The organism is Vibrio kanaloae (genome assembly GCF_024347535.1).
In the GTDB taxonomy this organism is placed as follows: Bacteria; Pseudomonadota; Gammaproteobacteria; order Enterobacterales; family Vibrionaceae; genus Vibrio; species Vibrio kanaloae.
The window spans coordinates 1,110,007-1,124,652 of the sequence record NZ_AP025498.1 but is presented as its reverse complement, the minus strand read 5'-3'; the positions used below and the strand labels follow the sequence as shown (position 1 = coordinate 1,124,652).

Genomic DNA, 14,646 nt, shown 5'->3' with positions numbered 1-14,646 from the left:
AAGGTGAGGCATAGTAATCATCCTAACCACACCTGATTAAACCTCATTTACACACTGTTTATTTTAGTTAGAGAAATCCATGGTCATAACGTTTAAAAGTGGAAAAGTCATCGCAACGGCGCATGAGTTGGTTGTTCGTTTGGATGGAGAGCATCGAGTCACATTGCAAGCTCAAGTTGATGCAATTCAGCTGATCGGAAAAGGGGCAAACGTGATTTCGGCTAATGGCTCTGAGTGCAAATGGTCAATAAAATTAGACAACGAACAACAGCTTCGTGACATCGCCAATGAAATCGGCTGCGATGTGATGTAATTACTGGTTATAACTGCGTTTATTTCCGCTTTTTCCTCTCTATAAAGGCCACTAAACTAAACCATATTCGCAATATCTCCGTAAAATAGCATAAGTCCGATTGATTTTGGCTCATAAAATAGGGAAACTGAATTCAATATCCTTTGAATAAGTTTTCCTCTTTATGAGCAGCCCAAGACTTCGCGTTCAATTTGAAACTCTGTTTGAATACTTCGATGGTAAAGATTCTGATGTTCAGCTCGACGACATAACAGATGTGCTCTGTTGTACGCGTCGTAATGCCAGAATGGTACTGAACAAGCTTGAAGAAGAAGGTTGGGTAGAGTGGTTACCTGCAGCGGGTCGCGGTAAATTGTCTCAACTTATCTTTAAGCAAAATCGGTGCGATGTTAGTGAAAACTTAGCACGCCGCTACTTAGAAGAAGGTAAAATCGGGCAAGCGCTATCGGTACTTGACCACAATGCCGCAAAGCTTACTCAAGTTATTCAAAATTACCTGGGCGTTCAGTACCAAGAAGGTGAACAAGTTATTCGTTTACCTTACTACCGTCCGCTCTCCATGCTCAATCCAACCAAATCGATGCGACGTTCTGAGCAACACATCGCTTGTCAGGTATTCAGTGGGTTAACTCGCTTAGATGAGAACGATCAGCTACAGCCTGATCTCGCGCATTCATGGCAAAAGATTAACGACAATCAATGGCGATTCTTCTTGCGGCCGGGCGTCCGTTTTCATAATGGCGAACCGCTATTGACGAGTCACGTCGTGGACACGCTGCTTTTACTCGAACCGCTCAATATGTTCTCTCATATTAAAGATGTCTCATCACCTGCAAATTGTGTGGTTGATGTCTTTCTAACGCGTCCAGATAAATATTTCCCCCTCGCGCTCACCGAATCAGTCGCAAAAGTGACTCTGCCGATGATTTTACGTGGTGAAGATTACGATATTCGTCCAATTGGTACTGGCCCGTATCGCATTGAAAAGAATGACGAAAAACAACTCGTTCTAACGGCTTTCAATGGATACTTTGGTTTTAGGCCGTTGATCGATCGGGTGGAAGTTTGGGTTGTTGATGAAGCCTATTCGTCGATGGTTTACCCAAGCCTTTCTAAACCAATAATGGCTGATCGTGGTGATAGCGATGAAGTAGAACTTGATCCGGGCTGTACGTATTTGCTGTTGAATAGAAAAAAGGGCATTGCACAAGATCCAGCATGGGCAGAGTTTCTGTCGAACGCGTTGAATGCCTCTGACTTGTTTGTCCATATTCCAAAAGAGACAGTTATAGACTTGGGTGTGTTACATGCTTACGGGATCAAACCCGGTTGGTATGACATCAAGTTAAAGGTACCTGTTTGTCCACCAGCAAGTGTTAAGCCAAGCATAAAATTGGCGTATCAATGCCAACACCCAATGTTCCCAACACTTGCTAGAGCCATTGTCACTGTATTGAAGCAATACAATGTTGATGTTGAACTTTTCGGTTACGAAACCGATCCTCCACATGCCGACAATGTTGATATCTGGATTAACCCAATGGGTATTGCCAACAACCGAGATGACGCGTTGGCCTGCTGGTTGATGGACTACAGCTTTCTGGATGAATCGAGCCCTGCGGAAGACTTTGATCAGTGGTGCCATATGATTGATCGTTGGCGATCCGGTGAGTTTGAACAATTTCCAGCAAGACAACTTGGTAAACAACTCGTACAAAGTAATCAATTGATACCGATGTTCCACTGTTGGTTAGGCGTAAACAAAGACCAATGTGGTACACTGCAAAACGCTAAGTGTAATGCATTAGGGTGGTTCGACTTTAGCCAAGTTTGGGTAAAACCTGAAGTTGACTGAGCCCCGAGATAACTCGATTAGGACAACTCAATGCAAACCGTGATTATCACATTCATTACGCTGGTGGCATTTGCGGCCAATTCAGTATTGTGTCGTTGGGCCTTAATGGATCAAACGATTGATCCTTTGAGTTTTTCGATCGTGCGTATGTTATCGGGAGCACTCACTTTGTTGATTTTATTAACCTTATCTTCAAACGCTAAGCGCAAACAAATTAAAGCATCAGACAGTAACACATCGATCTATACCAAGGTTCGCACTCAGTTTGATCTAACCGCGATATTGACTCTACTGGTTTATATGTTCGGCTTCTCGTTTGCTTACTTAACGCTAGGAGCAGGGCTTGGTGCTTTGGTATTGTTTGTCGCGGTGCAATTCACAATGATTGCTGCACACCTGTTAGCTGGTAACAGAATGTCATCGCTTGAGTGGGTTGGGTGTTTATTGTCTGTTATGGGGCTCATTTACTTATTAATGCCGACAGAGTCGACAGGCTCATCGGATCTAATCTCCATAATATTAATGGCTTTAGCTGGGGTTGGGTGGGGCATTTACACACTGGCAGGCAAGAAATCGACAAACGCACTTCAATCGACTACGGCCAATTTTGGTTTTGGTTCATTAGTCATTCTTGCATTGTTAAGTCTCCTAGCCTTCATTCCGAGCGTCACGGAACAAATATCCATAACCAAACAAGGTTTGATTTACGCAGTATTGTCGGGAGCCGTGGCCTCTGGCGTGGGTTATAGCTTGTGGTATTACGTTGTGAAGAAACTAAACACCGTTGTTGCATCCATCGCGCAACTCTCTGTTCCTGTTATCGCAACACTTGGTGGAGTCTTACTCTTGTCCGAGCCGGTCACTATGCAATTTGTTATCTCTTCGACCGTCATTCTACTTGGGATAAGCTTGGTACTTGTCGCACCTAAACTTAAGAAATAAAGAGTTCAATCATTAACTTCTATGGCTAAACCAAACAAGAAACAACCGACCAAAACGGTTCAGATTTTCTGTGCGAAATGCAAAACGCAACTTTTTAAGTATCGGAAAGGTGGCAAAGGTGCACTCGTGAAGTGTTTTAAGGAACGTATTGTTGAAGATTTCACTAAAGAGCCATGTGTATGCCCTGAATGCGGGATTGAATTTGCGCGAGATACCTTGGTTCGAGGTACGCCAGCCTACAAGTTTGTGGGTGGCAAGGTGACTATGAAGTAGAAAAGAACAAATGCCACGACACAGTTTGTGTGTGGCATTTAAATAACTTATAAGCAAGAAGTTGAGAGAGCTATCCACGAACTACTAAGCTCTAACTCGCTCTTGAAGCTTGAGAAGTACCAACGAGACTATTGCTCCAGTTGTATCGCAAAGCATGTCTTTCTGAGCATCCCAAATATCACCTTGTGACCCAAGGAATGCGATACCTTCATCGCCACCTGCAATTTCCGCGTACCACCACTCAATAATCTCATAACCTGCTGCAACACTCATGATGGCAAACAGAGCAAAGAAACACGCCAACACAGGTTGAGCTAGTTTCTTACGAATCAAATATTCAGCGAGCGGGTAAGCATAAAGACCAATAGCAAAATGAGCGACTCGATCAAAATTATTGCGATCAGAGCCTATCATGTTGTTAAACCAATCAAAGGGCACTTCTGCGAAGGTGTATTTGGCACCAATTGTGTGTAGAGCTAGCCAAATAAACATTAGAACGTAAGCCGTCTTTGAAAAGGTGAGCTTGGTAGAAAGCCACCATATACCGGCAAGAATACCAAGGGCGGGGGTGATTTCTGCAATCCATACCGCTCTTGAAAAAGGTTCAATAGCAGAGAATAGAAATACAGTAAGGTAAAGAGCTGTCAGTGACAGCAAGGGGATATTTTTAGCAAGAGGCGTTGTTGTCATATCAATCTCTCGTAGAATTTTTAGATATAGTTACATAATAATGAACGCCGTTCAATTGGGTTTGATTTACCAAACCTGTTGAAAATAAGCGTTATAGCCCAGTATCTAGACAAACGATTGCGAGAGTTTCACAAAAGTTTGATTTACAGCAAAGCGAACCATAAAATCCCTGAATCACTACATAACAAGAAAGAAAGCCATGAAACTGGAAACTGTCGATTATCTTGCTGACGACGCAGCGGAACAATTTGTTCGCTCCCTACGTGAAACTGGATTTGGCGTACTAAAAAACCACCCGATCCCAAAAGAGCTTGTTGAGTCAATTTACGAAAACTGGTACCAATTCTTCATTTCTGAAGAGAAAGAAAACTTCCACTTTAATGTTGAAACACAAGATGGATATTTTCCCCCTTCAGTGTCGGAAGTTGCAAAGGGACACACTGTAAAAGATATTAAAGAGTACTTTCATGTCTACCCGTGGGGTCAGGTTCCTGAACCGCTGAAAGAACAGATTCTAGATTACTACCAACGCGCAAACGCATTTGCTCAAGAGCTTCTAGGCTGGGTTGAAGCGCACGCACCACAAGAAGTACAAGAGAAGTTCTCAATCGCACTTTCTGAAATGATCAATGGTAGTCAACAGACCTTGCTTCGCGTACTTCACTACCCACCAATGCAAGGTGATGAAGAACCAGGTGCAATCCGTGCTGCTGCTCATGAAGACATTAACCTATTGACTATCCTGCCTGCATCGAACGAGCCTGGCCTACAAGTTAAAGCACAGAATGATGAGTGGTTAGATGTGCCATGTGATTTCGGCAACATGATCATCAACATTGGTGATATGCTTCAAGAAGCATCAGGTGGTTACTTCCCATCGACAACTCATCGCGTAATTAACCCATCGGGTGCGCGTCAAGAGAAATCACGTATTTCTCTACCACTTTTCCTTCATCCGAAACCAGAAGTGGTACTCTCTGAAAAGTACACGGCGAACGAATACCTAATGGAGCGATTAAGAGAACTTGGTGTTATCTAATTCGTCTTAATTGTATATTGTAAGGAGCCAGCGTAAAGCTGGCTTTTTTGGTTTTTACACGTCTAACTGTGTGGAATTTAATTTGTTTGAACCTCGACAAGTGACCATGAATCGATTTCAATTAACAAGTTACTTCAATATATACGTCAATAGGCTTACTTAATTATGTCTGACAAAGCAGCTACATCAAATCATCAAGGTATTAGGTCCACTTTTCAGGCACATATGGAGAACCCTTTGCTTTGGCCTATTCTGGAGGTGCTTAAGCAACAACCGAGTGGATGGAAAGTGCATACCTTGGCGGCGCATCTCAACGATCTCGGCTTGGTGCCAGTCTTAGATCCCGTGCCTGAAAAAGATCTATTCAAAAAAAACTTCTTAATCATGAATGCCCTCTATCAGTTGCAAGACACCTTATACCCTGACAGCTGGCTTCAGGTTCAAGCCATGGACATTGAATTGATGAACGGACGTTATCATGGCAGCACTCATACAATCGATCTTGAAGACCCACTGCGTGATTACTATGTCAATTGGCTTAACTATGAAGCTGATGAGGGTGAAGTAAAGCGACTGTTGAATGAGTTTTGGACGCGCTACAAGAAGTTTGTCGGTGGCAGCGAAACGGATATGGACAGAAGCAATGCGCTCAGTTTATTCGAGTTACCACTGGATGCGACTCAACAAGATATTCGAAAGCGATGGAGACGCCTTGCACTGCGTTGGCATCCGGATAGAGATGAGGGCAATACCTCCAAGTTTCAGACGCTCTGTGAAGCATGGCACGTACTACGAAGTTCATAATTGAAAAGCACTTACCTGCGTGGGTTACCTCTAATAGAAAGCCCCCCATTGTGAGTGATACCAATGGGGGCTTTGTTTTCACTACGAGTGATCTTTTCTTTCTCCACTTTTATGCTCAAATGCGTAATCGAGTACCTTACGAATGTATGGCGCACCCACTTTTGAGCCACCGTTACCATGCTCGATAACCACTGTCGCAACATATTCAGGGTTATCATAAGGTGCAAACGCGGTATAAAGCGCGTGGTCGAGTAGGTGGCGTGCTAGCTTCTTCGAGTTATAGACCTGATCCTTTGCCAAGTCGAAAACCTGTGCCGTACCCGATTTACCACCGCTTACATACTCAGCGCCCTTGAAGGCTCTTCGACCACTGCCTCGACTGCCATTGTTTACCAGTCTCATTGCATTAATTGGTACGTCCCAAATCTCATCGGGTACCTCTTCAATTGATTCCATCTGTTTTGGCACAACGGGGGTTTGCGTATCAAAATCTTCACCGTGATCTAGTGTTGCTCTTAAAATATGTGGAGGCATTACCTTGCCATGATTAACCAAAACAGAGGTCGCTTTAGCCAATTGCAGAGGAGTAGAAGTCCAATAACCTTGTCCAATACCGACAGGAACAGTATCACCTTGGTACCAAGGCGTGCGATAACGCATCATCTTCCAATCACGAGTCGGCATATTGGCGTTACTTTCTTCATAGATATCGATGCCTGTCGGTTTACCAAAACCAAAACGGTTCATCCAAGTAGAAATGCGGTCGATGCCCAAATCAAAGGCCGTTTGATAGAAGAACGAATCTACAGATTCTTCAATCGCTCGAGTTACATCAACAGGCCCGTGTCCCCAACGTTTCCAGTCTCGCCAAGCTTTCGAGTTTGCTTTGGAACCGGGAATTCGCCATATACCATGGTCGTTACGCACTGTGTTTTCCGAAATGACATGTTCTTGTAAGCCTGCAACGGCCATAAAGGGTTTGACGGTCGAAGCGGGCGGGTACACGCCTAAGGTTGTTCTATTCACCAGTGGGCGGGCTGGATCGTTTAATAAGGCTTGGTAGTCTTTACTAGAAATACCATCGACAAAGAGATTAGGATCATAGCTAGGACTAGATGCCATCGCCAATACGCTGTTGTCTTTTGGGTCGAGAATGACCGCGCTTCCGGTTCTGTGATCAAGTTGTTCAAAGACGTATTTTTGCAGCTCAAGGTCAATATTTAACACGATATCTTTGCCAGCAACAGGCGGCACGTACTCAATGGTGCGGACTATTCGCCCACGGCTATTTACTTCGACCTCTTGATAACCTTTGATGCCATGAAGTATGTCTTCGTAATATCGCTCAACGCCAAGCTTACCGATGACGGTCGTCGCTTGATAATTTGCTTCTATACCTTGTTCTCCCAACTTTCTAAGATCGCTATCATTGATGTGCGCCACATACCCTAAGATATGAGTAAGAACCTCACCATTTGGATAAAAGCGTTTCAAACTGGTATCGATAGATAGACCGGGGAATTGATATTGATGAACGGAGAACTTTGCAATCTCTTTTTCAGTTAGGTTCTCCAATATAGTCACAGATTTAAAACGACGTGTGTTGTGATAACGTTTTTTGAAACGAGTAATCTGTTCAGGGTCACGCGGGATGAATTTGTGGAGTTTTTCGAGCATTAAGTCAACGTCATCAGTTTGCTCTGGAATCATGGTCAAATCAAAGACGAGTTGGTTCTCCGCCAGTAACACGCCATTGCGATCATATATCAGCCCACGAGCAGGAGCGATAGGCAGTACTTTGATTCTGTTACCATCCGCTCGGGTTTGGTAGCTTTCGAAGTTTTTTACTTGGAGACTATATAGGTTTCCAACTAAGACGAAGGTGAAAATAAAAATCCCAATAAATGCGACGATAACTCGGTTTCGAAACAAGTTTATTTCGCTTTTATGGTCACGAATTCTTACGCCTTTGTGGTTCATCAATATCTCGACTTGTTACATTTAGTTACACTTTCCAAGGCTGAACTTTATCTGAATATCACTAGGGCATTGTAAAAGCTGTGTCATGATTTGGATTGTCTGGGATAACTTAGTTAATTGAAAGATATCGGCTTAAGTCACACCCAATAAGTAAGCTGTTAACGACGTAAAAAATAGCGTTATTGATGTATTAATCGTTATAGAGTTTGTATTGCAAGGAGGGACACCATATAAAAACGGCCCTCATTAATGAGAGCCGCAAGTTGAAACAGTGCTACCTTGTAGACAACCTAGTCAGAAGATTTGAACTGAGACTTACGCATACGGTTCAAAGCAGCCATTATGTCCAACGTTCTTGGTTTTGCTAAATCACCGTATTTTGGCATGTTAGCGTGCCATTCGTTTTCTAAAATGGTGTTGAACTCTTTCGCTGGATTATTTGACCAACCTGGCGTTTGGGCAAACTGAAACCAAGCCCAACCGATCGCATTGACCTCTGATGTTGACTCAAGTTGCTCTAATGCAGAAAGGTCTGCGAACTCTTTACCAAAACGCAGTGATTCTTTGCCCTTCGCGCTAACACGGAACTTGCCGTCCATAAGAATGTTCATCAGTGATACGCGGTTCAATGAACGCGGTACAAACATCTCTAAAGCCGTTTCACATTCATTAGTACGTTGAGTAGGGTGCTGAACAATCACATCTTTTGCTTTTTCAGTCACGTCTACCGCTTGGTAGTCGTGCATTTGAATTACAGTGTTTGCTACGTCTAGGTAATCACCAGACCCCCCCATTACCACGATTGTTGAGATATCCATCTCCTCACGTAGTTGGCCGATACGATCAACAAGCGGTGTGATTGGCTCGTCCCCTTTAGAGACTAAAGCCTGCATACGCTCATCACGAATCATGAAGTTAGTCGCTGACGTATCTTCATCGATAAGTAGAGTTTGCACACCAGCTTCAATCGACTCTTGTAACCAAGCCGCTTGAGACGTAGAACCAGAGGCATCTTGAGTACTGAAATCACACGTATCTTTCTTCATTGGTAAATGGTTGATGTAGTTTGACAAATTCAAGCTGTGCACACATCGGCCATCTTCTGCACGAATCTTCATCGTATCGATAGCAGTCACAATACCTTCGCGACCGTCACCAGGAATATGGTTGTAGATAGAGCGTTCAACGGCGTTCAACAGTGTCGATTTACCATGGAAACCACCACCAACGATTAGTGTGATGCCTTTAGGAATACCTAGGCCAGTCACATCACCTTGGTTTGGTGTGTTTAATGTTACGCTCAATGATTCTGGCGCTGCAAAAGGAACTGCATCTTTCATTGGAAGGTCACAGTTACCTGCGATACGGGGCAGCACACTACCATTAGCAACGAATGACGCTAGATTGTTTTCGTCTAATTGAGCACGTAGCGCTTCTTGGTCTTCAATCGTTTCACAATGTTCGATCATCGCATCGATGTTCAGTTCACGTTCAAGCGTTGCACGGCGAATAAACTTTGGTAAGTAGAAAGTGATTATGTTGAGCGCTTTCTTAGCAAGAATGCTACGCCCATCTGCAGGTAGGTTGATACGGAAACGAAGTTCGATACCGTGCTCAGTGAAGACAACCGATGTACTGTCTAAAACCGTTTGGCCAGTCAAAGCGATAGAGATGGAAGATTCTTGTTTAGCGAATTCAGAGAAGCTACGTGCAATAAAATCACGAGCCGCTACTTGGTATTCGTAAGACTTTTCTTTAAGCCAATCTAACCCAGTTAACGACCACGCGCGTGTTGCGCGAAAACGAGAAGCTGACGCGTACGGGTCACCTTGAATGTGGTCGATGTGTAATTCAAAATCAGCAAAGTCGTATTGACCTTTAATTTGTTGATATGCACGGTAGTTTTGTTTTTCGAGCTTTTTAAGCTTTGCAGTCAACTGATCCATAACGAGGAATGCCTATATAAGGGGGAAAGATAAAAACAGAAAGGCGGCGATTATAAAAATCACCACCTATAGAGTAAAGAGAAAGTAGGCCTAAATCGAAAACTAACTACTCTTTCGCGCTTTAAGCGTATCGAGTTGTCCCTAAATAGTTTTGATTGATTAAGCTGTGTTCGAATTCTTTACTCGGCATCGGTTTACCATAGAGGTAGCCTTGGCCTATATCACAGCCTTCATCAATAATAAATTGTTCCTGAACTTCGGATTCTATGCCTTCAATAATCACTTTTAAGTCTAATTTCTTAGCGATTTGAACAATCGAACGAACTATTTCAGAGTCTTCATTTGAGTTCAGCATCTGATCTATGAAGCTCTTATCGATTTTAATTGAGTCAAATGGGAACTTTTTAAGGTAACTGAAAGAGGCGTAGCCTGTACCAAAATCATCTAGTGACAATGTAACACCAATGTCGTGTAATAGTTCTAAAGTGTTTTTAGCTACAACTTCATCTGCGATAAGGCCACTCTCGGTAACTTCGAGTTCCAGGAAGCTAGGCTCAAGGTGGTAAGTTTCTAATAAATGGACAACTTGTTCCGCAAAGTTCGCATTCTTAAGTTGTACCGCTGATACATTAACGGCCATCTTGAAATCATCAACGTATTCAGACCACTCTTTGGCTTTTTCGATGGCATGACGTAGAACAAAGCTACCAACTTCAAAAATCAAACCATTTTGTTCAGCCATGTGTATCAAGGTTTCGTTGGAGATGTCTCCTAAAACCGGGTGACGCCAACGCAGTAAGGCTTCAGCACCTAGCCAACGATGAGTCAAAGGGCAGACCTTAGGTTGAAAATAGAGCATGAGGTCATCGTTACGAACGGCTTGTAATAAATATCCTTCTATTTTATTTATGTGGCTTTGTTCTTCTGTGTGAGACTGAGCGTAGTAAGCAAACTTTTGTCCGGAATCTTTACAGGCAAGCATCGCTTCTGAGGACTTTTGGAGAATGCTTTCTGCATGATCTTCCTTATCAGTAATCGCAATCCCAATAAATGCATGTAAATGAACTTTGTCATTTTCGATTAAAAACTCAGAATGGCCAACCTTAACTAAAGTTTGGCAGAGTTCTTCAAGTCGGTGGTGTACATCCTTAACGCTAAATGCAAGAACGAGATCGACAGAAGTAGGGCGTGCAGTTAATACCTCAATATCGGCAATATTGTTTATTCGTTTTCGGTACTCGACAAGAACTTGATCTAAGGCATTATAGCCGTAACGTGCTTGTATACGTCTGCCATTAGTAAATCCAATATGAATTACAGCAAACGAACAACCAGTCAGCCTTCGTTGTGATAATAACTTTTGATTTAAACGAGACTCAAATGCATTTCGGTTCAAAAAACCGGTTCCGAGATCGTGATTCTTTTGGAAGTTTATTTTTTGTTCGGCGGCTCTGCGTTTATCAATTTCTAGGTTTAATGAATAGTTAAGACTGGCGAGATCTTTAGTTCTACTATAGACGCGGTTTTTTAACTCACGGTTCACTTGAGTAAGCTTAGCGTGCTGAAATAAAGTTTTGAGCTGAGACTCTATCGAAGTACGGAAGCTTTCTAATAACTTGATATAGGTAGGAGTATAGTGGTTCTCTTTAGAGTCCAAAATACAAATAGTGCCAAAGAGTTCACCATTAGGCCAAAGTAATGGGATACCACAGTATGAGACTAAACCAAGCTCTATATCTGGGTTATTTTTCCATTGAGGGTCACTTAAAGCATTGGGCACAATCAACTGTTGCTGAGACTGCATCACGCTTTCGCAATAAAGCCCATTCCCTAAGGTTTCTGAATCCCCTTTAGTGTAGGGATTGTATTGACTGTTACTGGTTGAAAATACTTCTATAGAATTGGCATGAACGCGCATGATCAGTGCTGCTGGCGTTTGAGTCAGTTCTGCCAAAAGGTCTACGATGTTCTGCCAGCCAGACTTCATGTCGTCTGGAATATCTAGATCGAGAGTTTGTATTTTCTTCATATGACTCCGAGTCAATTATGCTAAATGCATCAACACATCCTGTGTTAACCACAATGAATCCAAAAAACCTATAAATATATCATTTAATAAGTATAAGAAAAGTTATAGAAAAAAACCTCTGCAATTAAGCAGAGGTTCTCGAATGTGAATACGTGTCTCAGTATTAAGATGATTTTATCTTAAGGCACTAATTTTATGAAATCAGAGGTGTTAAGTTGCTGACTATAGTCTACCGATTGTTGGGCAAAACCATTTAACTGCAAAAACTCTTGTTTGAACCCTTGATAGTCGCCCAACGCTTGAAAGTTGCTTTCATCCATGCTTTTAAGAATTTCTGTAACATGAGATTGAGTCTCTTCATCAAGTTCCAAGTCATCCATTCGAATTAAGCGCTCACCATCAAGCGGTATCTTGTCTTGGCCATACAGTTTAGAGCTAAACAAGCGCTGCATTTGTTGAATACACCCTTCATGTGTCCCTTTGTCTTTCATTACTTTATACAAAGCGAGCAGGTAAGGGCTTAACCCCGGAATAAATACGCTGGCCTTAGTGACCAGAGCTTTACAGACCGTAGCATAAGCGTTACCACCAAAGTTCGCTAATTCAAGATTGAGCGCATGGCTTGTTTGATGAAGGTCTATCTTGGCGCGGCCTAAAGTACCATCTAAGTAAATAGGGTGAGTTACTTCTGGACCAACATAAGAAAATGCAATCGTTTTGCATCCTGGAGCGATAGATTCCGCGTTGATTAGCTCGTCTATCCAGCTTTCCCAATCTTCTCCGCCCATGACTTTGAGTGTACTTTGTGCTTCTTCTTCCGTCGCCGCTTCGAGAGTGTTGGTTACCCAGCTATCGTGTTCAAGTGAAATCGTAGCTCCGGTGACACTTTCTCCGATTGGTTTAATAGCAGATCGCCAAAACTCCTCGGAACCCGGCTTAGGTCTGACGGCAGTAGCTAAGCTGTAGATAATCAGGTCGACTTCACCTTCGAAGTAGGTTTCGATGGCTTCGACAACTTGAGATCGAGTCTCTTGGGAGAAGGCGTCGCCAACGATGTTGATAGCGATACGTTGTTCTCGTTCGGCTTCTTTCTTGAAGTAGATGTTATTGTACCAACCGGCAGTCCCTAGCGATTTTTCATTAGGACCACGTTCGAATGAAACGCCGATGGTGTCAGCTTTTGCCCCCCCAAAGGTAAGGGCGATACGAGCGGCAAGACCGAAACCAGAGGAAGCACCGATGATCAGTACACGTTTAGGACCGTCTTTAATTTGAGGTGCGCTCTTAACAAACTTGATTTGTTGCTTTACGGCTTCTTGGCAGCCTAATGGGTGTGCGTTTTTGGCTACCACACCTTTGATAATAGGTTCGATCAGCATAAATAACCTTGCAGTTTACAATGATATGCACTCAGGTTAACGTAAAACTGTGTAAAATTTATTGAGCTAGACCATTAAAACCTAAAGATACTGATATAATTCTCCGGCGACGAATTCCGCAATCCAAGGTTGAGCCTCTGGTTTTGGATGGAGTCCATCGTTCATCATCCACTCTGGTTTAAGGATGATATGTTCCAGAAAAAACGGAAGAAGTGGTACCTTTTTTTGATCGGCAATAGACGCAAACACGTATTCAAATTGCTTGTTGTAACGCTTACCGTAATTAGGCGGGATTCTAATTTGCATAATAATAGGTTTGGCACCTGCGGCTTTTATTTGTTCAATGATTTGGTCTAAATTTGCAGACATTAACTTAGGTGGAAAACCGCGAAGCCCATCATTCGCCCCTAGTTCAATGAGAACACTATCAGGAGCATGCTCTTCAAGAAGTTGTGGTAGACGAGCTAAGCCGTTACCCGTTGTGTCACCAGAAATACTTCCGTTAACCACGGTAACCTCTTTATTGTGCTTCGATAGCGCCTCAGGTAACAAACTTGGCCAACTCTGTTTGATATCCATGTTGTAACCAGCACTCAAGCTATCGCCAAGGATCAACAGAGTCGCTTTTGGAGTTAACGTAGGATTTCTAACTAGCTCACTATTTTGGGCTAGAGACGCGGTTGAAAGTAAAATAAAGAATAAAAAGGAAATTAGTCGAGTCATGCATACATCCATAATAAAAGCAGAAGCTGTTTCTAAGACAGTGTCTACTAAACAAGAACATTTAACAATCTTAGAGCATGTCGATATCGATATTCGTGAAGGCGAAACTATCGCTATTGTTGGAACGTCTGGTGCAGGTAAATCGACCTTAATGACGTTACTCGCAGGTCTTGATGTACCAACGAAAGGTGAGATTAGTTTATTAGGGCAGCCACTCTCGCGACTTGATGATGAAGCAAGGGCTAAGATCCGCAGTGAATCCGTGGGGTTTGTCTTTCAAAGCTTCTTATTAATCCCAAGCCTTTCTGCGCTACAAAATGTCACGCTGCCTTGTTTGTTGAAGGGAGAAGACGAAGACACCGAACGTGCAACTGCTCTGCTTGAATCAGTAGGCTTGAAAGACAGGCTTGATCATTTACCGTCTCAGCTATCTGGTGGTGAGCAACAGAGGGTCGCTTTGGCCCGCGCGTTCATGATTAAGCCTAAGATCCTATTTGCAGATGAACCAACGGGTAACCTAGACCAACAAACAGCAGCCAAAATTATTGAATTGTTGTTTGAACTAAACTCATCACACGGCACAACACTGATCTTGGTAACGCACGATCCTAAGCTTGCACAACGTTGCCAGCGAACTCTCAAAATGCATGTCGGTCAGATAGAGGAAGTCTAA

General features: G+C 42.9%; 13 protein-coding genes. 7 read left to right on the top strand and 6 right to left on the bottom strand.

Annotation, left to right across the window (positions count from 1 at the left end):
- The first annotated feature begins 79 nt into the window (after positions 1-79).
- The 4 genes from OCV24_RS19285 (at position 80) to OCV24_RS19270 (ending at position 3,383) form a co-directional block, all read left to right on the top strand.
- Positions 80-313, top strand: coding sequence for a DUF3389 domain-containing protein (locus OCV24_RS19285; protein ID WP_004730938.1), 234 nt, complete (start codon positions 80-82; stop codon positions 311-313).
- Between the two features lie 163 nt (positions 314-476).
- Entirely contained in the window at positions 477-2,168 is a 1,692-nt protein-coding gene (locus OCV24_RS19280; protein WP_077681476.1) for an SgrR family transcriptional regulator, read from the top strand.
- Positions 2,169-2,198: 30 nt separating this feature from the next.
- A complete protein-coding gene (locus OCV24_RS19275) occupies positions 2,199-3,110 on the top strand; it encodes a DMT family transporter (protein WP_150877177.1) in 912 nt (303 codons plus the stop codon).
- Positions 3,111-3,131: 21 nt separating this feature from the next.
- Positions 3,132-3,383: a hypothetical protein gene (locus OCV24_RS19270; protein ID WP_017082269.1), complete on the top strand. Its 252-nt coding sequence runs from the start codon at positions 3,132-3,134 to the stop codon at positions 3,381-3,383.
- 84 nt (positions 3,384-3,467) lie between these two features.
- Here the strand turns inward: OCV24_RS19270 and OCV24_RS19265 are convergent, their stop codons facing one another.
- Positions 3,468-4,073, bottom strand: a complete 606-nt coding sequence (locus OCV24_RS19265; RefSeq protein WP_136980339.1) for a DUF2238 domain-containing protein — start codon at positions 4,071-4,073, stop codon at positions 3,468-3,470.
- A 199-nt stretch (positions 4,074-4,272) separates the two neighbouring features.
- Here OCV24_RS19265 and OCV24_RS19260 point away from each other — a divergent pair, with 199 nt between their 5' ends.
- Positions 4,273-5,112: an isopenicillin N synthase family dioxygenase gene (locus OCV24_RS19260; protein ID WP_017058308.1), complete on the top strand. Its 840-nt coding sequence runs from the start codon at positions 4,273-4,275 to the stop codon at positions 5,110-5,112.
- Positions 5,113-5,277: 165 nt separating this feature from the next.
- The gene (locus OCV24_RS19255) at positions 5,278-5,916 is read left to right on the top strand and encodes a DNA-J related domain-containing protein (RefSeq protein ID WP_150877179.1); all 639 of its coding nucleotides are present in this window, start codon (positions 5,278-5,280) and stop codon (positions 5,914-5,916) included.
- Positions 5,917-5,997: 81 nt separating this feature from the next.
- Here OCV24_RS19255 and mrdA read toward each other — a convergent pair whose 3' ends face one another.
- The 5 genes from mrdA to OCV24_RS19230 form a co-directional block, all read right to left on the bottom strand.
- Entirely contained in the window at positions 5,998-7,896 is a 1,899-nt protein-coding gene (mrdA, locus tag OCV24_RS19250) for a penicillin-binding protein 2 (RefSeq protein WP_150877181.1), read from the bottom strand.
- Positions 7,897-8,186: 290 nt separating this feature from the next.
- On the bottom strand, positions 8,187-9,842 hold the full coding sequence (locus OCV24_RS19245; protein ID WP_137007152.1) for an ABC-ATPase domain-containing protein: 1,656 nt from the start codon (positions 9,840-9,842) through the stop codon (positions 8,187-8,189).
- A 121-nt stretch (positions 9,843-9,963) separates the two neighbouring features.
- A complete protein-coding gene (locus OCV24_RS19240; RefSeq protein ID WP_150877183.1) occupies positions 9,964-11,871 on the bottom strand; it encodes a sensor domain-containing phosphodiesterase in 1,908 nt (635 codons plus the stop codon).
- Positions 11,872-12,050: 179 nt separating this feature from the next.
- On the bottom strand, positions 12,051-13,250 hold the full coding sequence (gene fabV, locus OCV24_RS19235) for an enoyl-ACP reductase FabV (protein WP_150877186.1): 1,200 nt from the start codon (positions 13,248-13,250) through the stop codon (positions 12,051-12,053).
- Positions 13,251-13,331: 81 nt separating this feature from the next.
- Complete coding sequence (locus OCV24_RS19230; RefSeq protein ID WP_150877188.1) at positions 13,332-13,973, bottom strand: arylesterase; 642 nt, start codon at positions 13,971-13,973, stop codon at positions 13,332-13,334.
- On the opposite strand from OCV24_RS19230, the gene OCV24_RS19225 reads away from it, so the two are divergent.
- A complete protein-coding gene (locus tag OCV24_RS19225; RefSeq protein ID WP_017058301.1) occupies positions 13,972-14,646 on the top strand; it encodes an ABC transporter ATP-binding protein in 675 nt (224 codons plus the stop codon). The two genes, OCV24_RS19230 and OCV24_RS19225, sit on opposite strands and share 2 nt — an antisense overlap.

Excerpts from the sequence above, each read along its gene's own strand:
- OCV24_RS19285 (WP_004730938.1), top strand. The coding sequence starts at position 80 with ATGGTCATAACGTTTAAAAGTGGAAAAGTCATCGCAACGGCGCATGAG.
- OCV24_RS19280 (WP_077681476.1), top strand. The coding sequence starts at position 477 with ATGAGCAGCCCAAGACTTCGCGTTCAATTTGAAACTCTGTTTGAATAC.
- OCV24_RS19275 (WP_150877177.1), top strand. The coding sequence starts at position 2,199 with ATGCAAACCGTGATTATCACATTCATTACGCTGGTGGCATTTGCGGCC.
- OCV24_RS19270 (WP_017082269.1), top strand. The coding sequence starts at position 3,132 with ATGGCTAAACCAAACAAGAAACAACCGACCAAAACGGTTCAGATTTTC.
- OCV24_RS19265 (WP_136980339.1), bottom strand. The coding sequence starts at position 4,073 with ATGACAACAACGCCTCTTGCTAAAAATATCCCCTTGCTGTCACTGACA.
- OCV24_RS19260 (WP_017058308.1), top strand. The coding sequence starts at position 4,273 with ATGAAACTGGAAACTGTCGATTATCTTGCTGACGACGCAGCGGAACAA.
- OCV24_RS19255 (WP_150877179.1), top strand. The coding sequence starts at position 5,278 with ATGTCTGACAAAGCAGCTACATCAAATCATCAAGGTATTAGGTCCACT.
- mrdA (WP_150877181.1), bottom strand. The coding sequence starts at position 7,896 with ATGAACCACAAAGGCGTAAGAATTCGTGACCATAAAAGCGAAATAAAC.
- OCV24_RS19245 (WP_137007152.1), bottom strand. The coding sequence starts at position 9,842 with ATGGATCAGTTGACTGCAAAGCTTAAAAAGCTCGAAAAACAAAACTAC.
- OCV24_RS19240 (WP_150877183.1), bottom strand. The coding sequence starts at position 11,871 with ATGAAGAAAATACAAACTCTCGATCTAGATATTCCAGACGACATGAAG.
- fabV (WP_150877186.1), bottom strand. The coding sequence starts at position 13,250 with ATGCTGATCGAACCTATTATCAAAGGTGTGGTAGCCAAAAACGCACAC.
- OCV24_RS19225 (WP_017058301.1), top strand. The coding sequence starts at position 13,972 with ATGCATACATCCATAATAAAAGCAGAAGCTGTTTCTAAGACAGTGTCT.
- OCV24_RS19230 (WP_150877188.1), bottom strand. The coding sequence starts at position 13,973 with ATGACTCGACTAATTTCCTTTTTATTCTTTATTTTACTTTCAACCGCG.